Below are 19,429 nucleotides of genomic sequence, written 5' to 3' on the forward strand. Positions count from 1 at the left end.
TAACAACTGGTTCAAACCGCTCGCTTCGCTCACTGGGACCGGCTAAAGCCGGCCCCTTAACCAAACGTTAGCCATCATCATGACCACACCCTCCGCACTCGCGAAATACCAAGCCCTGATTGACACACTTGTTGAACGGAATGAATGTGTTCTTGCGCGTCGCGTAAGAGAAGGCGATTTATGGCCTGAGCAGGCGACAAACTCCAAGTTCAACGCGCTCGTAGCCCCCCTCACACAAGAACAACGCAATCAGCTCGCCGAGCTTTTGCAGAGCGCACGGAACGGTGGCATCCATGATGTACTGGCAGTGCTCAGCGAAAAAATGAATCTACAAAATCTGAAGCTTGTTCAGGGAGGAGAAGAAATACTCAATGAACCGTATGGAACCGAAATCTACTATGACTGGGCGGCTCGCTCGGCCGGCGATGATTGGCCAGAAAATGCTGGCTAACCCTACGCTCAAGTTCGCTCCCTTCGGTCGCTGGGACGCGCCTTCGGCGCGCCCCTTAGCTATACGTTAGCTGCAATCAGAGTGCTGTGTACTAAACAACCACCGACTGAAGTCGGTGGGTTAGTGAGTAACGGACTGAAAGTCCGGATACGCGTCGGCTGAACGACGCGTCGCTTCAGTCCGGCTCCATCTTGAAGTTGTCGTTCGGGTTCGGCTCGAAATGGTGCTCCAGATACTGCTTGATCATCTCTTCCGTCATCTGCCCCACCGTCGCACAAAAATACCCCCGCGCCCAGAAATGCTGCCCCCAATAGCGTTTCTTCAGATGCGGAAACTCCTCAAACAACCGGCTCGCCGTTCGACCCTTGATCCGCCTCATGATCTCGCTCGGCGCCAAACCCGGCGGGCTACTCACCAAGATGTGCACGTGGTCCTTGCTCACCACGCCCTTCACTATCCGGATCTCAAACGCCTCACACGTTTGCCGCACCAACTCCCGCACTCGCTCCGCCACCTCACCACTCAGCACCTTGTAGCGATACTTCGTCACCCACACGAAGTGATATTCGATCTGGTAGACCGTGTGACTCCCGTATCGGTATTCCACCCCTCAGCCCTCCGTATCCGCCTCCGGAGGCTAAAGCTAACCGGCTGAAAGCCGGTGGTTTCAACCCTTTCTATGGAAAATGACGATTTGAAAGAAAGTCATTTCATTCCGAAATTTGTAGGAAAATGGATAAAGAAGACCTCTGTTACTGGATATATTCGTGAGAAAAATGAAGTCCACAAACGAGCACAAGATATAGCTAAAGAGCATTGGCTTTGTGGTGATTGTGAGCAACTGTTCTCTGGGTGGGAGCGTGAGTTTGCAAACAAGGTTTTTTATCCATTCGTGAATGAAGGAAAGTCGGTAGCGAACTACGGTAATTGGATGTCTAAGTTTTGTGCTTCACTTAGCTGGAGAACGCTGACCTATATTAGAAGTAAAAATCCAAATGACGAGAATGATGAAGAGCGCAAGGTGCTACTTGATGCTGCTCAGGAGCACCTTAGGAAATATTTGGTTGGTGAATCTGATAACCTAAATCAATATGAGCAACATTTGTTTCCATTGGAAAAAATTGAATCAACAGATAGCCACGATCTGCCGCCAAGTATCAATCGATATTTTCTAAGAATAATGAGCATGGACATAGTTGGAAATAGCACGGATCAGTACATTTTTACTAAACTTCCGTCATTTATGCTTCTTGGTGTGATCAAAGCTAAAAATGTAAAACCGATGAGGTCCAGCCGGATTGCGATTAATTCAGGAGTTCTTTCGCCTAGGGAATATAGATGGCCAGATGGCTTCGCAAGTTACATATTCGAAAAGGCTGACGAAGTTATCGAGTTGCATCAAAGCATACCCCAGAAACATCTAGATAGTTTCGATAAGTACATTCAAGAAAATCCTGAAAAGGTAATAAAGTCTAAACAATTCCAGGCGTTTTTAGATGATTATGAGAGGTTTGGTGATGATGTATTCAGCTAACAAGGTGGTGCAGTGGAGCCAGTTACGCTCCGCATTTTTTATGGTATCGCTTCGCTCTTTTTACCATAAAAAAAGCTCCACTACACTGGCCCACTGACCACGGCGTTAGGTTCCAAAATGACATGGATGACTAAATACACATTGGCAGTGATTCCCCCAGCTCTGCTTTTCACCTTCTGGAAGCTGGGAGTTTTTTCCTATCACTACTTCAACTGCCAAGGAAACATTAAAAATCTCGCCCCATGCTCAGTTGGTGGCGTTGATCTACTACCATGGCTAGGCTTCGGTATGTTCTGGAGCCCGATCCTATTTTGGCTATCGCTACCGATCTCTGCGTTTTTCTTAATAGATATCGGGGCAAAACACATTGGTTCAAAGCGGGGCGTGCAATGAAACCTAACAATGCGCTCAAATCGCTCACTTCGTTCGCTGGGACGGCGTTCCGCCGCCCCTTAGCTTAATCGTTGGGCAACAAGGAGAAAAAGCTGATGGACGCGACTAATCGAGATCGTAAGAAGACTTGGAAACTGCAACAGCGAAAGCTTGCGCAGGATGCATTTCCAATCTCCGACTCGTTGCTGGAGTCTATGTTCAAGGCCGTAGATGCAAAAGTCGAAGCCATGGGCTGCGACCACACGTTGAGATTTACTGAGTCATCGGGAAAAAAGGGGACAGATTTATTTTCGAGCCTCTTTCCATAGGATCAGCATTGTTATCGGCCCTGTTCCGCTGCAGAACTCGCTCGTTCCGACAGTGCCGCTGTTCACCGCAACCACGGAAAAACCTGTTCCCGATAACTCGGCCCGCCACCAGGCGGGCTGCCCGCTCTGCCAGTCGCCGCCGAGGCGTCGTTCGTGACACCACACCGTAAAAAGGGGCGACGCCGGGCTGCCCGGCAGCGCCCCGCCAAGCGCCCGCCTCAGCCGAAGAACCAGTAGCACACCCCGATCGACGCCAGCACGCCGCAGAGGTCCGCTAGCAGGGCGCAGCCCACCGCGTGGCGGGCGCGCTGGATGCCGACCGCGCCGAAGTACACGGCGAGCACGTAGAAGGTGGTTTCGGTGCTGCCCTGCACGGTGGCGGCGACCAGCGCGGGGAAGCTGTCCACCCCGTGGCTCTGCATGGTCTCGATCAGCAGGGCGCGCGCCGCGCTGCCGGAGAACGGCTTGACCAGCGCGGTGGGCAGGGCGTCGACGAAGCGCACGTCCCAGCCGGCCACCCCGGCCAGCCAGCGCAGGCCCTCCAGCACGTAGTCGAGCGCCCCGGAGGCGCGCAGCACGCCCACCGCGCAGAGCATGGCGACCAGGTAGGGCAGGAGGTTCTTCGCCACCTCGAAGCCCTCCTTGGCGCCTTCGACGAAGTGTTCGTAGACCGCCACCCGGCGCAGCGCCCCCATCACCAGGAACAGCAGGATCAGGCTGAACAGCACCAGGTTGCCGAGCAACGAGGACAGCGCCGCCAGCGCCGTCGCCGAGAGCCCGGCGAGCAGCGCCATGAAGGCGCCGAGCAGCAGCGCGCCGGGCAGCAGGTAGGCGAGCACCACCGGGTCCCAGAGCCGCAGGCGCTGCATGACGGCGACGCCGAGCAGCCCGGCGAGGGTCGAGGCGCTGGTCGCCAGGAGGATCGGCAGGAACACCAGGGTCGGATCGTCGGCGCCCTGCTGGGCGCGATACATGAAGATCGACACCGGCAGCAGGGTCAGCGAGGAGGCGTTGAGCACCAGGAAGAGAATCTGCGCGTTGCTCGCGGTGGTCGCGCTGGGGTTGAGCTCCTGCAGGGCGCGCATCGCCTTGAGGCCGATCGGCGTGGCGGCGTTGTCCAGGCCCAGGCCGTTGGCGGCGAAGTTGAGGGTGATCAGCCCGAGCGCCGGATGGCCGGGCGGCACCTCGGGCATCAGCCGGCGGAACAGCGGGCCGAGCAGGCGCGCCAGCAGCTCCACCAGCCCGGCCTTTTCGGCGATGCGCAGAAAACCCAGCCAGAGGGTGAGGGTGCCGAACAGCAGGACCATCACCTCCACCGCCAGCCGGGCCATGCCGAACAGGCTCTCGACCATCGCCGCGAACACCGCCGGTTCGCCGCCCAGCAGCCAGCGGCCGAAGGCGGTCAGCGCGGCGATCAGGAAAAAACCCAGCCAGAGGCCGTTGAGCATGTCGATCTCCCGGAAAACGTGGCGCCCATGATAGCGAGTCCGGCGCTGCCGGGCGCGCCGCAGCCCGGTCACCTTTCCGCAACGGCGCCGGTGTACTGCTATACCTGTCTGATCCAGCCAGGAGGCGCCATCATGAAGAAGATCCTCGTCCTCTACTATTCCATGTACGGCCATATCGAGCGCATGGCCGAAGCGGTGGCCGAGGGCGCGCGCAGCGTGCCGGGGGTGGAGGTGACCCTCAAGCGGGTGCCCGAGACCATGCCCGAAGAGCTGGCGCGCAAGGCCGGCGCCAAGCTCGACCAGAGCGCGCCGGTGGCCGAGCCGAAGGAGCTGGCCGACTACGACGCCATCCTGTTCGGCACGCCGACGCGCTTCGGCAACATGGCCGGGCAGATGCGCAGCTTCCTCGACCAGACCGGCGGGCTGTGGGTCGGCGGCGCGCTGATCGGCAAGTTCGCCAGCGTGTTCACCAGCACCGGCACCGGCGGCGGTTCGGAAACCACCATCACGTCCTTCTGGCATACCCTGGCGCACCACGGCATGCTGATCGTCGGCCTGCCCTATGCGCTGCCGGAACTCAGCGACGTCGGCGAGGTGCGCGGCGGCTCGCCCTACGGCGCGGCGACCATCGCCGGCGCGGACGGCTCGCGCCGGCCGAGCGAGAAAGAGCTGATCCTGGCCCGCTTCCAGGGCGCCCATGTGGCCCGCCTGGCGGTGCGCCTGCAGTAGCGGCGGCCCTTTGGCGGCCTGGCCGGTCGTCGGCCGACGGATGGATCATGGTCGTAAAGGCCTTTCGGCGATGACATTCTGATATCACACTCTGTGCAGTTTTCGGTCGTACTTCCCCGGGATGGTGGCGCCGTTTCTGCGCGTGGCGAACGATGCGGTGACGTGCCTCGAGAGGGGCCGTCGCGCTCGGACGAGCGCTCCAGGGCCAAGGATCGGCGCCAGCATTCCACCGGGGTCCGGGAACGGGGCTTGCCGGTGGCCATTTTTCCGCCAGGGGCCTTATGCACCGAGTCGATCTGCGCCGATTGATCCTGCTGCTGACGATCGCCGCCACTCTGCTGACCTTCGCCATCAGTTTCCATGCCAGCTACCAGACCCTGCGCAGCCAGCTGATGGGCCAGACGCTGGAGGCCAACCGCGCCTATGCCGCCAAGCTGGCGCACAGTACCGACAACTTCCTCAAGGCGGCGCAGCGGCAGCTCGCCTACAGCGCCGCCCTGCTGCCGGAGATGCTCGGCCAGGTGGAGCGGCTCGACGCCGAGGTCACGCGCCTGAAGGAGCAGACCGGCACCTTCAACGGGGTCTTCATCGTCTGCGCCAAGGGCCGGGTAAAGGCTGTCGCGCCCTGGCGCCCAGGGCTGGTCGACAGCGTGCTGCGGACCGAGGGCGCCCAGCGGGCGCTGGCCGCGCGAGCGCCCCTGATCAGCACGCCCTATGTCGGCCTGCGCGGGCATCTGCTGGTCTTCCTGTCGCAGCCGATCTTCGCTCCGGACGGCCGCTACCTGGGCTATGTCGGCGGCGCCATCCACTTGGGGGAAAGCGACGGCAGCCTGCAGGCGCTGCTCGGCAACCACTATTACCAGGACGGTTCGCAGCTGTATGTGGTGGACGGCAACCGGCATCTGCTCCATCACCAGGACCCGTCGCGAACCGGCGGGGTCGCCGCCGGCAACGCGGCGGTCGAGGCCGTGCTGCGGGGCGAGGAGGGCAGCCGGCGGCTGCGCGACGCGAGCGGCATCGACATGCTCGCCGGCTATGCCCCGGTGCCCAGCAGCGGCTGGGGCGTGGTCGCCCAGCGGCCCACCGCGGCCACGCTGAAGGCGCTGGACGGGCTGATGCTGGATATCCTGCTCAATGCGCTGCCATTCTTCATCCCGGTGCTGGCGGCCATCTGGTGGCTGTCGCAGCTGATCGCCCGGCCGCTGCGCCAGCTGGCCGTCACCGCCCGGCACTGGGAGCACGCGGCCGCCCGGACAGAGATCCGTCAGGTACGCTCCTGGTATTTCGAGGCCGAGCAGCTCAGGCTCGCCATGCTCGGCGGCCTGTCCCTGCTGCACCGCAAGCTCGGCCAGCTCAACCAGGAAAACGTCACCGACCCGCTGACCGGCCTGGCCAACCGCCGGGGCCTGCAGCTCGCCCTGGAGCGCTGGCAGGAGCAGAACCGGCCCTTCGCGGCGATCGCCGTGGACATCGACCACTTCAAGCAGGTCAACGACACCTACGGCCATGACGTTGGCGACCGGGTGCTGCAGCACGTCAGCCGGCTGATGCGCAGCGTGTCCCGCAGCGGCGACCTGGTCTGCCGGGGCGGCGGCGAGGAGTTCATCCTGCTGCTGCCGGAGGCCGGCCTGGAGGCGGCGGCGCAGGTCGCCGAGCGCCTGCGGGCCCTGAGCGGCCAGACGAAAAGTCCCACCGGCGGCTGCGTCACCCTGTCGGCCGGGGTCGCCCACTGGCCGAGCTGCGCCGCTTCACCGAGCGCGGTTCTCAAGCTCGCCGACGAGGCGCTGTACCGGGCCAAGCGTAGCGGCCGCAACCGGATCGCCCTGGCCGGGCAGCTGGAAGTCGGGAGCGAGGACGCGCCGGTGAGCTGACGGCGACGGGAGAGGGGGAGGGCGGAGGAAAGGACGCCGGGCAGGCCGGCGCCCCGGAGCGCTTACTTCTGGGTCAGGACCCACGCGGCGAGAGCCTTGGCCTCCTCGTCGGTGACCGCGTTCGGCGGCATCGGGATCTGCCCCCAGGTGCCCGAGCCGCCGCTCTTGATCTTGGCGGCGAGCAGGGCGGCCGCATCGGCCTGGCCGGCGTACTTGGCGGCGACGTCCTTGTAGGAAGGGCCGACCAGCTTGGTGTCGATAGCGTGGCAGACCGAGCAGCCCTTGGTCTTGTACAGTTCGCCGCCGTCCGCGGCCAGCACCGGCTGCAGGACCAGCGCACCGCCGAGGGCGAACAACGGAACCAGGATCTTCTTCATATGGCTTCCTCAACGCTGACGAGGACGGAATCGGATGCCCGCCCTCCGTTATTCCAGTGCAACTCCGCACTGGTCACATCACGTTAGAGTCTCCCGGCGGAACAAATCAATCCTCCCCGCCGCCTTCTTCGCCGCACGTCTCAGAACCACAGTCGGATGCCGGCGACGAAACGGGTCTCCTCGTCGTCCTCGCCTTTGGCGCGGGCCAGGTCGCCGCTTTCGCCGTACAAGCGGTTCCAGGTGACGCCGAGGTAGGGGGCGAACTGGCGGGTGAACTCGTAGCGCAGCCTGAGCCCCGCCTCGACGTCGCCCAGGCCGGAGCCGACGCCGCGTTCGCGGTCGTTGCGGCCGTAGAGATTGATCTCGGTCGTCGGCTGGAGGATCAGCCGGTTGGTGAGCAGGAGGCTGTAGTCGCCCTCCAAGCGCAGGGAACTCTGACCGCCCTCGCCGAGGTAGGCGGTGACTTCCGTCTCGAGGCCGTAGAAGGGCATGCCCTGGATACCGAAGCCGCCCCAGGTCTGCGGCGAGCCGGGCTTGAAGTCCTGGCGCAGGCCGCCGACCAGATCCCACCAGGGACCGATGGCGTGCCCCCAGAGCGCCTGGAACTCGGCCCGCTCGGTGCGCCCGTTGGTACGCTCGCCCTCCGAACGCACCCAGAGCCGGTCGACATTGCCGCCGATCCAGCCTTTAGCGTCCCAGACCAGGGCGCTGCCGTCGTCGGCATCCTGGTATTCGAGCTTGTCGAAGAGCAGGAAGCTGTTGAGGGACCGGCCGTGGGGCGAATGGGCGGATAGCACCGGGAAAGCCGCGGCGCGGTCGGCGTCGGTAAGGGCCGGGACGTTCGGCGGCCGGGAGACGGCCGACGAGCGCTGGGCGTGGCCCGTGCCGCCATGCGTGCCGTGATCCATCCGCATCCCGCCATGCCCCCCCTGGCCGTGTTGCATCTCCATATCGTCCGACGCTTCGTCGCCGTGCCCCATCTCGCCATGGTCCATCGCACCATGTGCCATGGGCTCGGCCGGCGCCGCCGGGTGCCGCGCGTGGCCGGCGTGCTCGTCGGCGCCCAGCGCGGACAGAGGCGCGGCGACCAGCGCGGCGGCAAGGGCCGCGGCGCGGGAGGTGGGCGTCGGGAATTTGCGCAGGGCGGCCATCACTCCTCCACCCGCACTTCGCGGAACATGCCCGTCTCCATGTGGAACATCAGGTGGCAGTGATAGGCCCAGCGGCCCAGGGCGTTGGCGGTGACGCGGTAGCTGCGCTTCGAGCCGGGCGGCATGTCGAGGGTGTGCTTGCGCACCAGGAAATTGCCCTGCTCGTCCTCCAGGTCGCTCCACATACCGTGGAGGTGGATCGGGTGGGTCATCATGGTGTCGTTGACCAGGACGATGCGCAGCCGTTCGCCGTACTTCAGGCGCAGCGGCTCGGCGTCGGCGAAGGGAATGCCGTCGAACGACCAGGCGAACTTCTCCATATGGCCGGTCAGGTGCAGTTCGAGGGTGCGGCCCGGCGCGCGGCCGTCCGGGTCGGCGAAGGCGCTGCGCAGGTCGGCGTAGGTCAGCACCCGGCGGCCGTTGTCGCGCAGGCCGAAGCCGGGATCGTCCAGCTTGGCCGTGGGCATCATGGTCTGCATGTCGACCAGCGGACTGCCGGTTTCCGAAGCCGGGTGGACCTGCATCTCGCCGCCCGCGCCGCCGTGGTTCATGGCGCCGTGGTCCATGTCCGCCATGTCGCCATGGTCCATACCTGCCATGCCCTCGTGAGCGGCGGGCGCCGTGCTCCCGTGCGCGCCGTGCTCCATGCCGCCGTGCCCCATGTCGGCCATGCTCAGGCGCGGACGCGGATCGGGCGCGGGTACCGGCGCGCTCAGTCCCTCGCGCCGCGCCAGGGTGCCGCGGGCGTAGCCGCTGCGGTCCAGGGACTGGGCGAACAGAGTGTAGGCCTCGGCGTCCTGCGGCTCGACGATCACGTCGTAGGTCTCGGCCACGGCGATGCGGAATTCGTCGACGCTCACCGGCTCGACGTACTGCCCGTCGGCGGCCACCACGGTCATCTTCAGGCCGGGGATGCGCACGTCGAAGTAGGTCATCGCCGAGGCGTTGATGAAGCGCAGGCGGACCCGCTCGCCGGGGCGGAACAACCCGGTCCAGTTGCCGGCGGGGGCCTGGCCGTTCAGCAGGTAGGTGTAGGTGTAGCCGCTGACGTCGGCCAGGTCGGTGGGGGTCATGCGCATCGCCGCCCAGGCCTTGCGCTCGGCGACGGTCGCCGCCCAGCCGTGCTCGCCGACGTCGGCGATGAAGTCGCCGACGGTACGCTTGTGGAAGTTGTAGTAGCCCGACTGCTTCTTGAGCTTCTTCAGGACCCGCGCCGGGTTCTCGTCGGTCCAGTCGCTGAGCATCACCACGTAGTCGCGCTCGTACTGGAAGGGCTCGGGCTCGCGCGGATCGACGATCAGCGCGCCGTACACGCCGGTCTGCTCCTGGAAGCCCGAGTGGCCGTGGTACCAGTAGGTGCCGCTCTGCTTCACCTTGAAGCGGTATTCGTAGAGGCCGCCGGGGGCGATGCCGTCGAAGCTCAGGCCCGGCACGCCGTCCATGTTGGCCGGCAGGAGGATGCCGTGCCAGTGGATCGAGGTGTCCTCGTCCAGGCGGTTGCGCACCCGCAGGGTGACGGTGTCGCCCTCGCGCCAGCGCAGGGTGGGGCCGGGCAGGGAGCCGTTGATGGTGGTGGCGATACGCGGCGAGCCGGTGAGGTTCACCGGGGTTTCGCCGATGGCGAGGTCGAAGTCGCTGCCGGAAAGCAGCGCGGGCCGATCCGGGCCGCCCAGCGCCCAGACCGGCGCCCGCCAGAGGCCGAAGCCGGCGAGGAGGCCGCCGGCGGCGAGCCCCTTGACGAAGGTCCGCCGCGAGGTTTTGCAATGCATGCCGTTGATGTCCAGTCGATCGGAAAAACAGGGCCGCGCAAGGCGGCGTTCCGGAAAACTGCCATATCCGGCGAAGGGGGGTGATTACAATTCGGTAAGGTGGGACAAGACCGGCGGACGCCCGGCCCCTTGGACTATGCTTGCTCGACAGCGCGGCACGCCGGAACCTGCCGCGACCCATCCATGACCAACCGAGTGGAGCCGCACCATGTCGCTGTTCAAGACCCACCGCACGTCCCAGGCCGAGGCACGGCTCGAGAAGGAGATCCACGACCTGATGCACGCCCTGGAGCATCTCAAGGCCAGCGCCTCGCACGACGCCCAGCACAGCTACGAGCAGCTTCGGGAACGCGCCGAAGGCCTGCTGCAGCACTCCTGCCAGCGTGGCAGCGAGACCTGCCACAGCCTGTCCCGCCACTGCCAACAGGTCGGCCAGTGCGCCTGCAACTGCGTCCGCGCCCACCCCTGGGCCAGCCTGGCGGCGGGGGTGGGCGTCGCCGCGCTGCTCGGCCTGCTGGTCGCCCGCGGCCGGGACGACTAAGTAGCCGTCAGATCTGGCGGCGCAGCTCGGCCAGCACGCTGGCGGTTTCCGGACGGACGCCGCGCCATAGCTGGAAGGATTCGGCGGCCTGCTCGACCAGCATGCCCAGGCCGTCGCGGGTCCGCGCCGCGCCCTGCTGCTGGGCCCAGTGGCAGAAGGGCGTGGCCTCGCGGCCGTACATCATGTCGTAGCAGAAGCCGCGGCCCGACTGGATCATCCCGCTGGGCAGCGGCGGCAGCTCGCCGGCCAGGCTTGCCGAGGTGCCGTTGACGATCAGGTCGAACGGTCCCTGCAGCGCGGCGAAGGTACAGGCGCTCAGCGGGCCGAGTTCGGCGAACTCGTCGACCAGTTGCTCGGCCTTGTCCTCGCTGCGATTGGCGATCACCAGCGCCGCCGGGCGCTCCGCCAACAGCGGCTCGAGCACCCCGCGCACCGCGCCGCCGGCACCGAGCAGCAGGATGCGCAGCCCCGCCAGGGTCAGGCCGGCCTGCTGGAGATCGCGCACCAGCCCGGCGCCGTCGGTGTTGTCGCCGAGCAGCGCGCCGTCCGCGAGCTTCATCAGGGTGTTCACCGCTCCGGCACGTTGGGCGCGGGGGGTGAGCCGGTCGGCCAGGCGGAAGGCGTCCTCCTTGAAGGGCACGGTGACGTTGGCGCCCCGGCCGTCGGCGAAGAAAGCCCGGGCCGCCCCGGCGAAATCATCCAGCGGTGCCAGCCGGGGCTCGTAGCTGAGCACCTGGCCGGTCTGCGCGGCGAACAGGCGGTGGATCTGCGGTGACTTGCTGTGGCCGATGGGATTGCCGAACACGGCGTAGCGGTCCATGGGAGTCCTCGGGAGTTGTCGTAGTTGTCGTAGGGTGGGTCAGGCCGCAGGCCGTAACCCACCGACCGGCCGCAGGGCCGGCAATCGGGATGCCTGCCGGCATCCTTGGTGGGTTACGCCGCATGGCGGCTAACCCACCCTACGGATGGAGGTTCAGGGCTGGCCGGCCAGCCAGTCGCGGTCGGTGAGGAAGTACTCGGTCAGGCGCGCCTCGGGCGTGCCCGGCGCGGGTTTCCAGTCGTAGCCCCAGCGCACCTCGGCCGGCAGCGACATGAGGATCGACTCGGTGCGCCCGCCGGACTGCAGGCCGAACAGGGTGCCGCGGTCGTAGACTAGGTTGAACTCCACGTAGCGGCCGTGGCGATAGGCCTGGAACTCGCGCTCGCGCTCGCCGTAGGGGGTGTCCTTGCGCTTCTGCACGATCGGCAGGTAGGCCTGGAGGTAGGCATCGCCGACGGCGCGCAGGAAGGCGAAGCTGGTATCGAAATCCCAGGCGTTGAGGTCGTCGAAGAACAGCCCGCCGATGCCGCGCGGCTCGTTGCGGTGCTTGAGGTGGAAGTAGCGGTCGCACCATTCCTTGAAGCGCGGGTAGACGTCGGCGCCGAAGGGCGCACAGGCGTCGCGGGCGACCTGGTGCCAGAACACGCAGTCTTCCTCGACGGCGTAGTAGGGGGTCAGGTCGAAGCCGCCGCCGAACCACCAGACCGGCGCCTCGCCCTCCTTCTCGGCGACGAACAGCCGCACGTTGGCGTGGGAGGTCGGCACGTGAGGGTTGCGCGGGTGGATCACCAGGGACACGCCGAGGGCCTGGAAGCCCCGCCCGGCCAGCTCCGGCCGGTGGGCGCTGGCCGACGGCGGCAGGCCGGCGCCGTACACGTGGGAGAAGTTGACGCCACCCTTCTCGATCAGCGCGCCGTTCTCCAGCACCCGGGTACGCCCACCGCCGCCGCCCTCGCGCAGCCAGGCCTCCTCGCGAAAGCGCGCGCCGCCGTCCTCGGCCTCGAGGGCGGCGCAGATGCGGTCTTGCAGGTCAAGCAGGTAGGCCTTCACGGCCTCGATTTGATCGTTCACGGCGTTTCCCATGTTGAAAGCGGCACTGGACAAGGCGGCCCGGAGGCCCGGACGGGCCGCTAGCATAGCATCGCGCAATCCCTTGCCGAAGTTGACGGGACGGAGGGCTTGGCGCATGGATAGCACCTTCGTCGCGGCCCGCAGACGGGCACCCCAGCGATCCTCCGGAGGAACAGAGCAGATGGCCAAGCGCATCCAGATCAGCCGCCACGGCGGCCCCGAGGTCCTCGAATGGGCCGACTACACGCCGCCGGAACCCGGCCCGCACGAGGTTCGGGTGCGCAACCGGGCGATCGGCCTGAACTTCATCGACACCTACTACCGCAGCGGCCTCTATGCGCCACCGCAGCTACCGTCGGGCCTCGGCCTGGAAGGCGCCGGGGTGGTCGAGGCGGTCGGCAGCCAGGTCGAGCGCGTGCGGATCGGCGAGCGGGTCGCCTATGCCGGCGGCCCGCTGGGCGCCTACGCCGAGCTGCACGTGCTGCCGGCGGACAAGCTGGTCAGGCTGCCGGACGACATCGATTTCGAACAGGCCGCCGCGACGCTGCTCAAGGGCCTCACCGTGCAGTACCTGCTGCGCCAGATCGGCCGTTTCCAGGGCGGCGAGACGATCCTCTTCCACGCCGCGGCCGGCGGCGTCGGCAGCCTCGCCTGCCAGTGGGCGAAGGCGCTCGGGCTCAAGCTGATCGGCACCGTCGGCTCACCGGAGAAGGCCGAACGGGCCAAAGCCCTGGGCGCCTGGGCGACCATCGACTACCGCCGCGAGAACGTCGCGCAGCGGGTGCTTGAGCTGACCGAGGGACGCAAGTGCCCGGTGGTCTACGACTCGGTCGGCAAGGACACCTGGGAAACCTCGCTGGACTGCGTCGCCCCGCGCGGCCTGCTGGTCAGCTTCGGCAACGCTTCCGGGCCGGTGAGCGGGGTCAACCTCGGGGTGCTGGCGCAGAAGGGCTCGCTGTTCGTCACCCGCCCGACCCTGGCCGGCTACGCCGACACCCCGGAACGCCAGCAGGCGATGGCCGACGAGCTGTTCGCGATGCTCGGCAGCGGCCAGGTGCGGGTCGAGATCGGCCAGCGCTTCCCCCTCGCCGAGGCCGCCCGCGCCCAGGAGGCGCTGACCTCGCGCCGGACCACTGGCTCGACCATCCTGTTGCCGTAGCGGCTAGGCCGGGCGGATCACCTGGCCGCTGGCCAGGTCGCGGATCAGGCTCGGGTTGCGCCGCCCGCCCAGGGCGCCGCCGAGCACGGCGTCCAGTCGGCGCGGGAAATACTGTTCGACGCGCAGCCGCGAACGCGCGGCAGGATGGCCGGCAGGGTTGGCCGAGGTCGACACCAGCGGGCCGGCGAGGCGGCACAGCGCACGCACCAGCGGGTGGTCGCTGACGCGCAGGGCGACGCTCGGGTGGCGGCCGGTGATCCACGCCGGCAGGCGGCCCCGGTGCGGCACCAGCCAGGTGTTCGGCCCCGGCCAGGTTGCGGCCAGGCGTTCGAGCCAGGCCGCCGGCAGGTCGGCGAGCAGGAAGTCGAACTGCCGGACGTCGGCGGCGACCAGGATCAGGCCCTTCGCCTGCGGTCGCGCCTTGAGTGCCAGCAGGCGGCGCACTGCGGCCTCGTTCCACGGGTCGCAACCCAGGCCCCAGACGGCCTCGGTCGGATAGGCGATCACCCCGCCTGCACGCAGCACCCGCACCACCTGTCGCACCCGCCAACTGCCGTGCATCGCTTGCCTCCGGAAAAATCGTCGGCGCAGTGTACCCAAGGCGCCGGCGGCGACGAAGTCCATCAGCCGGCGCGGCCCAGCCAGCGGGTGCCTTCGCGGGCCACCGCACCGTCCAGCTCCAGTTCGGTGAGCGTCGCCAGCACCCGGGCGAGCGGCCAGCCGCTGGCCAGGGCCAGCTCCTCGCTGGTCTGCGGGGCGGCGTGGAGCAGGGCCAGCAGCGGATGCCGCTCGTCGGCCGGGGCCGACGGCTGAGGCGCCGGCGCGAGGTTCTGCCAGCCGCGCAGCGCCTCGAGGATGTGCTCGACGCTTTCCACCAAGGTCGCGCCGTCGCGGATCAGCTGGTGGCAGCCGCGGGCGCCGGGATGGTGAATCGAGCCGGGAATCGCGTAGACCTCGCGGCCTTGCTCGGCAGCCAGGCGGGCGGTGATCAGCGAGCCGCTGGAAGGACTGGCCTCGACCACCAGCACGCCGAGGGACAGGCCGCTGATGATCCGGTTGCGGCGCGGGAAATTGCTTGCCTGGGGCGGGCAGTCCAGCGGCAGTTCGGAGACCAGCGCGCCGCCGCCGGCGAGGATCTCCGCCGCCAACCGCTCGTGGCGCGCCGGATACAGCCGCTTGAGGCCGGTACCGAGCACCGCCACGGTCCGTCCGCCGGCATCCAGCGCCCCCTGGTGGGCGGCGCCGTCGATGCCCAGGGCCAGCCCGCTGGTGACCACGAAGCCGGCGCCGGCAAGATGCCGGGCGAAGGCGCGGGCAGTGTCCAGCCCGGGTTTCGAGGCACGCCGGCTGCCGACCATGGCCAGTTGCGGCCGCTCCAGAAGCGTCGGGTCGCCTTCGACGAAGAGCAGCGGCGGGGCGTCGTCCAGCTCGGCCAGCAGGGCCGGGTAGGCGGGTTCGCCGAGCACCAGCAGCTGCCGCCGCGGCTCCTCCAGCCAGGCGAGGGCGAGCGCGGACTGCTGGCGGACCTCGGCGCTGCGCCGCGCCTCGGCACACTCGGCCGGCAGCCCCAGCGCGCGCCAGGCGGCGGCCGGCGCGCTGAGCGCCGCCGAGGCGCTGACAAAGGCCTCGAGCAGACGGCGATGGCGGCGCGGGCCGAGTCCGGGCAGGGCGTGCAGGCGCAGGCGCGCCTCGAGTTCGGCGGGCGAGAGGGACATGGGGCGATCATCCTTGATCCATGGAACGAAAGGGCGGGAGAGGGCGAAGCGGGGTAGCGCAGAGTCAGGGGTTGCGCACCTTGTCCATCACCGCCAGCTGGCGGCTGGCGGTGAGGACCAGGCCATAGCTGAGCCGCGCGTAGGTGCGGAACACCATCAAGAGGCCGGAGCGCTCGTCGGGGATCTTCACCGACTCGCCGGTGACGCGGTCGCGCACGGTTTCGCCGGTCTTGTACACCGCCAGCACGTTGCCCTCGGCCAGGCCGTCCAGGCTGCCGCGGCTCAGGGTGACCACGTCGAAGGCGCCGACCTGGGTCACCCCGCGCGGCACGTCGAGGATCACCCCCTCGACCGGGGCGGCCGGCTCGCTGGGCACGAAGGTGGAGTTGACGGCCCGCTCCTCGGTGGGAAACAGGCGGTCGCCGAGGCGCACTTCCTGGGTCGAGCGCTTAAGCACCAGGGTGGCGATGTCGCCTTCCTCGGCGACCACCTCGCCGGTGCCGATGTCGTCGGCGTTGATGCCGAGCGGTTTCTGGGTCTGCGGGTCGAGGTAGGTCTTGCCCTGGCGGAAGATCCCGTACACCGTCTCGCCGGCGGAAAAGTTGCCGCGCGCGTAGACCCGGTCGCCGGCACCGCTGACCACCCGTTCGGCATTGCCGGCGACCACGTAGGGCGCCTTCTGGAACTGCGCGGGGTCGTCGACGATCCGGTTGTTGAGCAGGAAGCTGCCGATCTTCTCCAGCGGAATGGTCGGGATGGCCTGGACCATCGGCGCGCTGCGGATTTGCGGCGACAGCTTGATGGTGCCGCGGCTGGCGCCGCGGTTGAGCATCAGGCGCGGCTGGCCGTCGACGTAGACCAGGCTCAGCACGTCGCCCGGATAGATCAGGTGGGGATTCTCGATCTGCGGGTTGACCTGCCAGAGCTGCGGCCACTGCCAGGGCGCACGAAGGAACTTGCCGGAAATGTCCCACAGGGTATCGCCCCGGGCGACCGTGTAGCTCTGCGGATGATCCTCGCGGAGCCGCACCTCGGCCTGCGCCAGAGAGCCGCCGGCGACCAGCAGCAGCAGGGCGAGTAGTGATTTCCTCATGCGGTGAATCCCTTTATCATGTGCCTTCGCGTGAAACGCCCGAGTGCCGCCGGATTTCCCTTCGGGATCGCGGCGTAAAGCCGTTTTTTCAATGCTGCTCAGCATCTTAGCAGCAGCCGTTTTGAACAATTCCCCAAGTGCATCACAAACGCATATGGCGATACTGAACATCCTCGAATTCCCCGACCCGCGCCTGCGCGCCGTCGCCAAACCCATCGAGTCGGTGGACGACGAGCTGCGCCAGCTGATCGACGACATGTTCGAAACCATGTACGCCGCGCCCGGCATCGGTCTGGCGGCGACCCAGGTGAACGTGCACAAACGCCTGGTGGTGATGGACCTGTCCGAGGACAAGAGCGAGCCGCAGGTGTTCATCAACCCGGAATTCGAGCCGCTCACCGAGGAGCTGGGTCCCTACCAGGAAGGCTGCCTGTCGGTGCCCGGCTTCTACGAGAACGTCGAGCGCCCGCTGCAGGTTCGCATCCGCGCTCTGGATCGCGACGGCCAGCCCTTCGAGCTGGTCGCCGAAGGCCTGCTGGCGGTGTGCATCCAGCACGAGTGCGACCACCTGAACGGCAAGCTGTTCGTCGACTATCTGTCGACGCTCAAGCGCGACCGCATCCGCAAGAAGCTGGAGAAGCAGCATCGCCAACACGGCTGAGTACCCCTCCCTGCGAAGGCTTGCTGCGGCAAGCCTTTTTCTTTCTTGAGCGAGAGACCATGACCCAGCCTTTGCGCATCGTCTTCGCCGGCACGCCCGAATTCGCCGCCGAACACCTTGAGGCCCTGCTGGCCGCCGGCCAGCGGCCGATCGCCGTCTACACCCAACCGGACCGTCCCGCCGGGCGCGGCCAGAAGCTGATGCCCAGCCCGGTGAAGCAGCTCGCCCTGCAGCACGGCATCCCCGTCCACCAGCCTTTGACCCTGCGCGACCCCGCCGCGCAGGCGGAACTCGCGGCACTCGATCCCGACCTGATGGTGGTGGTCGCCTACGGGCTGATCCTGCCGCAGACGGTGCTGGACATCCCGCGCCTCGGTTGCATCAACAGCCACGCCTCGCTGCTGCCGCGCTGGCGCGGCGCGGCGCCGATCCAGCGCGCCATCGAGGCCGGCGACGGCGAGTCCGGGGTCACCGTGATGCGCATGGAGGCCGGCCTGGACACCGGACCGATGCTGCTCAAGGTCGCCACCCCGATCCGGCCCGCCGACACCGGCGGCAGCCTCCACGACCGCCTGGCCGGACTGGGCGCCGCGGCGCTGGTCGAGGCCATCGGCCGGCTGGCCGCCGGCGAGCTTCAAGGCGAGCGGCAGGACGATGCCCTGGCGACCTATGCCCACAAGCTGAACAAGGACGAGGCGCGCCTCGACTGGAACCGTCCGGCCGTGGAGCTGGAACGGCTGATCCGCGCCTTCGATCCCTGGCCGGTCAGCCACACCAGCCTGAACGGCACGCCGCTGAAGGTGTTCGCTGCATTCGTCGAGCCGGGCAGCGGCGCGCCGGGGACTCTCCTCGCCGTCGGCCGCGATGGCCTGACCGTCGCCTGCGGCGGCGGCGCCCTGCGCCTCACCCGCCTGCAACTGCCGGGCGGCAAGCCGCTGGCCTTCGCCGAGCTGTACCACAGCCGCCGCGAGCAGTTCGCCGTCGGCCAGGTGCTGGGGACATGAGCCTGAATCCGCGCCTGGCCGCCGCCCGCGCGCTGACGGCGGTGCTCGCCGGCAAGGCGTCGCTCGCCGCTCTGCCGGCCCAGCTGGAACAGGTCGAACCGCGCGACCGCGCGCTGGCCCAGGAACTCGCCTTCGGCGCCGCCCGCTGGCAGCCGCGCCTGGCCCTGCTCGCCGAACGACTGCTGCAGAAGCCGCTCAAAGCTGCCGACCGGGATGTCGAAGCGCTGCTGCTGATCGGCCTGTACCAGCTGCTGTACACCCGCATCCCCGCCCATGCGGCGATCGGCGAAACCGTGGCCTGTGCCGCAGTGCTGAAGAAGCCCTGGGCCAAGGGCCTGTTGAACGCCGTGCTGCGCCGCGTGCAGCGCGAGGGCACGGCGCTGCTCGCCGGCCTGGAGGGCGATCCGGTGTCGCGCACCGCCCATCCGCGCTGGTTGCAGCAGGCGCTGAAGGCGCACTGGCCGGAGCACTGGGAAGCCATCTGCGCCGCCAACAACGAGCACCCGCCGCTGACCCTGCGGGTCAACCGCCGGCAGGTTGCGCGCGACGCCTACCTCACCGAGCTGGAGGAGGCCGGCATCCCGGCCAGCGCCTGCCGCTTCAGCCGCGACGGCATCCTGCTCGGCGAGGCGCGCGACGTGCGCAACCTGCCGGGCTTCGCCGAGGGCCGCTTCAGCGTGCAGGACGAAGCCGCCCAGCTGGCCGCCCCCCTGCTCGAGCTGATGCCCGGCCAGCGCGTGCTGGATGCCTGCTGCGCGCCGGGCGGCAAGACCTGTCACCTGCTGGAAACCGAGCCGCGGCTGGCCGAGCTGGTCGCCGTCGACCTGGAGGAACGGCGTCTCGAACGGGTCCGCGAGAACTTCGCCCGGCTGGGTCTGACGGCCCGGCTGATCGCCGCCGACGCGCGGGCCACCGAAACCTGGTGGGACGGTCGCCGCTTCCAGCGCATCCTGCTCGACGCGCCCTGTTCCGCCACCGGGGTGATCCGTCGCCATCCGGACATCAAGCTGACCCGCCAGCCCGAGGACATTCCCGCCCTGGCCGGCCTGCAGGGCGAGCTGCTCGACGCCCTCTGGCCGACCCTGGAGGTCGGCGGCATCCTGCTCTATGCCACCTGCTCGGTCCTCCCGGCGGAGAACAGCGACACCATTGCCGCCTTTCTCGCCCGCACCCCCGGTGCCCGCGAGCTGGACGTCGCCGCCAGCTTCGCCGGGGCCAAGCCGGGCCTGGCGCAACGCCACGGCCGCCAGCTGCTGCCGCAGCCCCACGGCCACGACGGCTTCTACTATGCCAAGTTGATCAAGATCGCCGCCGGTCCGCGCGGCTGAGGACAG

General features: G+C 67.4%; 20 protein-coding genes. 10 read left to right on the forward strand and 10 right to left on the reverse strand.

Going from position 1 to position 19,429, the window contains the following annotated elements; genetic code table 11:
• The first annotated feature begins 79 nt into the window (after positions 1–79).
• The gene (locus BMY22_RS23630) at positions 80–451 is read left to right on the forward strand and encodes a DUF6547 family protein (RefSeq protein ID WP_143068450.1); all 372 of its coding nucleotides are present in this window, start codon (positions 80–82) and stop codon (positions 449–451) included.
• Between the two features lie 175 nt (positions 452–626).
• On the opposite strand, the gene tnpA is transcribed toward BMY22_RS23630, so the two are convergent.
• Positions 627–1,058: an IS200/IS605 family transposase gene (tnpA, locus tag BMY22_RS02445; RefSeq protein WP_040107288.1), complete on the reverse strand. Its 432-nt coding sequence runs from the start codon at positions 1,056–1,058 to the stop codon at positions 627–629.
• A gap of 72 nt (positions 1,059–1,130) precedes the next feature.
• Between tnpA and BMY22_RS02450 the strand changes: the two genes are divergently transcribed.
• Positions 1,131–1,985, forward strand: coding sequence for a hypothetical protein (locus BMY22_RS02450; RefSeq protein ID WP_090619276.1), 855 nt, complete (start codon positions 1,131–1,133; stop codon positions 1,983–1,985).
• A gap of 488 nt (positions 1,986–2,473) precedes the next feature.
• Complete coding sequence (locus BMY22_RS02455; RefSeq protein ID WP_090619277.1) at positions 2,474–2,686, forward strand: hypothetical protein; 213 nt, start codon at positions 2,474–2,476, stop codon at positions 2,684–2,686.
• Positions 2,687–2,904: 218 nt separating this feature from the next.
• Here BMY22_RS02455 and BMY22_RS02460 read toward each other — a convergent pair whose 3' ends face one another.
• Positions 2,905–4,134 carry a nucleoside recognition domain-containing protein gene (locus tag BMY22_RS02460; RefSeq protein WP_090619279.1) on the reverse strand — a complete coding sequence of 410 codons (1,230 nt, stop codon included), beginning with the start codon at positions 4,132–4,134 and terminating at the stop codon, positions 2,905–2,907.
• Positions 4,135–4,266: 132 nt separating this feature from the next.
• Between BMY22_RS02460 and wrbA the strand changes: the two genes are divergently transcribed.
• Both wrbA and BMY22_RS02470 read left to right on the forward strand, forming a co-directional pair.
• Positions 4,267–4,863 (forward strand): NAD(P)H:quinone oxidoreductase, encoded by a 597-nt coding sequence (gene wrbA, locus BMY22_RS02465; protein ID WP_090619280.1) that lies wholly within the window; start codon positions 4,267–4,269, stop codon positions 4,861–4,863.
• A 281-nt stretch (positions 4,864–5,144) separates the two neighbouring features.
• The gene (locus BMY22_RS02470; protein WP_090619282.1) at positions 5,145–6,734 is read left to right on the forward strand and encodes a sensor domain-containing diguanylate cyclase; all 1,590 of its coding nucleotides are present in this window, start codon (positions 5,145–5,147) and stop codon (positions 6,732–6,734) included.
• 62 nt (positions 6,735–6,796) lie between these two features.
• Here BMY22_RS02470 and BMY22_RS02475 read toward each other — a convergent pair whose 3' ends face one another.
• The 3 genes from BMY22_RS02475 to BMY22_RS02485 all read right to left on the reverse strand — a co-directional run bounded on the left by BMY22_RS02475 (position 6,797) and on the right by BMY22_RS02485 (position 10,031).
• Complete coding sequence (locus BMY22_RS02475; RefSeq protein ID WP_090619283.1) at positions 6,797–7,111, reverse strand: c-type cytochrome; 315 nt, start codon at positions 7,109–7,111, stop codon at positions 6,797–6,799.
• Positions 7,112–7,251: 140 nt separating this feature from the next.
• Positions 7,252–8,265, reverse strand: a complete 1,014-nt coding sequence (locus tag BMY22_RS02480) for a copper resistance protein B (protein ID WP_425265955.1) — start codon at positions 8,263–8,265, stop codon at positions 7,252–7,254.
• Complete coding sequence (locus BMY22_RS02485; RefSeq protein WP_090619287.1) at positions 8,262–10,031, reverse strand: copper resistance system multicopper oxidase; 1,770 nt, start codon at positions 10,029–10,031, stop codon at positions 8,262–8,264. The genes BMY22_RS02480 and BMY22_RS02485 overlap by 4 nt, the downstream gene beginning before the upstream one ends.
• 208 nt (positions 10,032–10,239) lie before the next feature.
• On the opposite strand from BMY22_RS02485, the gene BMY22_RS02490 reads away from it, so the two are divergent.
• The gene (locus BMY22_RS02490; protein WP_090619288.1) at positions 10,240–10,572 is read left to right on the forward strand and encodes an ElaB/YgaM/YqjD family protein; all 333 of its coding nucleotides are present in this window, start codon (positions 10,240–10,242) and stop codon (positions 10,570–10,572) included.
• A 7-nt stretch (positions 10,573–10,579) separates the two neighbouring features.
• Here the strand turns inward: BMY22_RS02490 and aroE are convergent, their stop codons facing one another.
• Positions 10,580–11,392 carry a shikimate dehydrogenase gene (gene aroE / locus BMY22_RS02495; RefSeq protein WP_090619289.1) on the reverse strand — a complete coding sequence of 271 codons (813 nt, stop codon included), beginning with the start codon at positions 11,390–11,392 and terminating at the stop codon, positions 10,580–10,582.
• 153 nt (positions 11,393–11,545) lie between these two features.
• Positions 11,546–12,463, reverse strand: a complete 918-nt coding sequence (gene hemF, locus BMY22_RS02500; protein WP_090619402.1) for an oxygen-dependent coproporphyrinogen oxidase — start codon at positions 12,461–12,463, stop codon at positions 11,546–11,548.
• Positions 12,464–12,644: 181 nt separating this feature from the next.
• Between hemF and BMY22_RS02505 the strand changes: the two genes are divergently transcribed.
• Complete coding sequence (locus BMY22_RS02505; RefSeq protein ID WP_090619290.1) at positions 12,645–13,622, forward strand: NADPH:quinone reductase; 978 nt, start codon at positions 12,645–12,647, stop codon at positions 13,620–13,622.
• 3 nt (positions 13,623–13,625) lie between these two features.
• On the opposite strand, the gene tsaC is transcribed toward BMY22_RS02505, so the two are convergent.
• The 3 genes from tsaC to BMY22_RS02520 all read right to left on the reverse strand — a co-directional run bounded on the left by tsaC (position 13,626) and on the right by BMY22_RS02520 (position 16,430).
• Positions 13,626–14,183: an L-threonylcarbamoyladenylate synthase type 1 TsaC gene (gene tsaC / locus BMY22_RS02510; RefSeq protein ID WP_090619292.1), complete on the reverse strand. Its 558-nt coding sequence runs from the start codon at positions 14,181–14,183 to the stop codon at positions 13,626–13,628.
• Between the two features lie 62 nt (positions 14,184–14,245).
• Entirely contained in the window at positions 14,246–15,337 is a 1,092-nt protein-coding gene (gene dprA, locus BMY22_RS02515) for a DNA-processing protein DprA (protein WP_090619293.1), read from the reverse strand.
• A 64-nt stretch (positions 15,338–15,401) separates the two neighbouring features.
• On the reverse strand, positions 15,402–16,430 hold the full coding sequence (locus tag BMY22_RS02520; RefSeq protein ID WP_090619295.1) for a LysM peptidoglycan-binding domain-containing protein: 1,029 nt from the start codon (positions 16,428–16,430) through the stop codon (positions 15,402–15,404).
• A gap of 154 nt (positions 16,431–16,584) precedes the next feature.
• On the opposite strand from BMY22_RS02520, the gene def reads away from it, so the two are divergent.
• The 3 genes from def to rsmB are packed head-to-tail and all read left to right on the forward strand — an operon-like array spanning position 16,585 to position 19,423.
• Positions 16,585–17,091, forward strand: a complete 507-nt coding sequence (def, locus tag BMY22_RS02525; protein WP_090619297.1) for a peptide deformylase — start codon at positions 16,585–16,587, stop codon at positions 17,089–17,091.
• Positions 17,092–17,150: 59 nt separating this feature from the next.
• A complete protein-coding gene (gene fmt, locus BMY22_RS02530; protein WP_090619298.1) occupies positions 17,151–18,095 on the forward strand; it encodes a methionyl-tRNA formyltransferase in 945 nt (314 codons plus the stop codon).
• A gap of 2 nt (positions 18,096–18,097) precedes the next feature.
• Positions 18,098–19,423: a 16S rRNA (cytosine(967)-C(5))-methyltransferase RsmB gene (gene rsmB / locus BMY22_RS02535; RefSeq protein ID WP_170849267.1), complete on the forward strand. Its 1,326-nt coding sequence runs from the start codon at positions 18,098–18,100 to the stop codon at positions 19,421–19,423.
• Positions 19,424–19,429: the final 6 nt, after the last annotated feature.

This window comes from Azotobacter beijerinckii, from assembly GCF_900110885.1.
Taxonomy (GTDB): domain Bacteria; phylum Pseudomonadota; class Gammaproteobacteria; order Pseudomonadales; family Pseudomonadaceae; genus Azotobacter; species Azotobacter beijerinckii.

What these genes read in the sequence shown, in the direction of transcription:
- BMY22_RS23630 (WP_143068450.1), top strand. Translation starts at nt 80, where the DNA reads ATGACCACACCCTCCGCACTCGCGAAATACCAAGCCCTGATTGACACA.
- BMY22_RS02450 (WP_090619276.1), top strand. Translation starts at nt 1,131, where the DNA reads ATGGAAAATGACGATTTGAAAGAAAGTCATTTCATTCCGAAATTTGTA.
- BMY22_RS02455 (WP_090619277.1), top strand. Translation starts at nt 2,474, where the DNA reads ATGGACGCGACTAATCGAGATCGTAAGAAGACTTGGAAACTGCAACAG.
- BMY22_RS02460 (WP_090619279.1), bottom strand. Translation starts at nt 4,134, where the DNA reads ATGCTCAACGGCCTCTGGCTGGGTTTTTTCCTGATCGCCGCGCTGACC.
- wrbA (WP_090619280.1), top strand. Translation starts at nt 4,267, where the DNA reads ATGAAGAAGATCCTCGTCCTCTACTATTCCATGTACGGCCATATCGAG.
- BMY22_RS02470 (WP_090619282.1), top strand. Translation starts at nt 5,145, where the DNA reads ATGCACCGAGTCGATCTGCGCCGATTGATCCTGCTGCTGACGATCGCC.
- BMY22_RS02475 (WP_090619283.1), bottom strand. Translation starts at nt 7,111, where the DNA reads ATGAAGAAGATCCTGGTTCCGTTGTTCGCCCTCGGCGGTGCGCTGGTC.
- BMY22_RS02485 (WP_090619287.1), bottom strand. Translation starts at nt 10,031, where the DNA reads ATGCATTGCAAAACCTCGCGGCGGACCTTCGTCAAGGGGCTCGCCGCC.
- BMY22_RS02490 (WP_090619288.1), top strand. Translation starts at nt 10,240, where the DNA reads ATGTCGCTGTTCAAGACCCACCGCACGTCCCAGGCCGAGGCACGGCTC.
- aroE (WP_090619289.1), bottom strand. Translation starts at nt 11,392, where the DNA reads ATGGACCGCTACGCCGTGTTCGGCAATCCCATCGGCCACAGCAAGTCA.
- BMY22_RS02505 (WP_090619290.1), top strand. Translation starts at nt 12,645, where the DNA reads ATGGCCAAGCGCATCCAGATCAGCCGCCACGGCGGCCCCGAGGTCCTC.
- tsaC (WP_090619292.1), bottom strand. Translation starts at nt 14,183, where the DNA reads ATGCACGGCAGTTGGCGGGTGCGACAGGTGGTGCGGGTGCTGCGTGCA.
- dprA (WP_090619293.1), bottom strand. Translation starts at nt 15,337, where the DNA reads ATGTCCCTCTCGCCCGCCGAACTCGAGGCGCGCCTGCGCCTGCACGCC.
- BMY22_RS02520 (WP_090619295.1), bottom strand. Translation starts at nt 16,430, where the DNA reads ATGAGGAAATCACTACTCGCCCTGCTGCTGCTGGTCGCCGGCGGCTCT.
- def (WP_090619297.1), top strand. Translation starts at nt 16,585, where the DNA reads ATGGCGATACTGAACATCCTCGAATTCCCCGACCCGCGCCTGCGCGCC.
- fmt (WP_090619298.1), top strand. Translation starts at nt 17,151, where the DNA reads ATGACCCAGCCTTTGCGCATCGTCTTCGCCGGCACGCCCGAATTCGCC.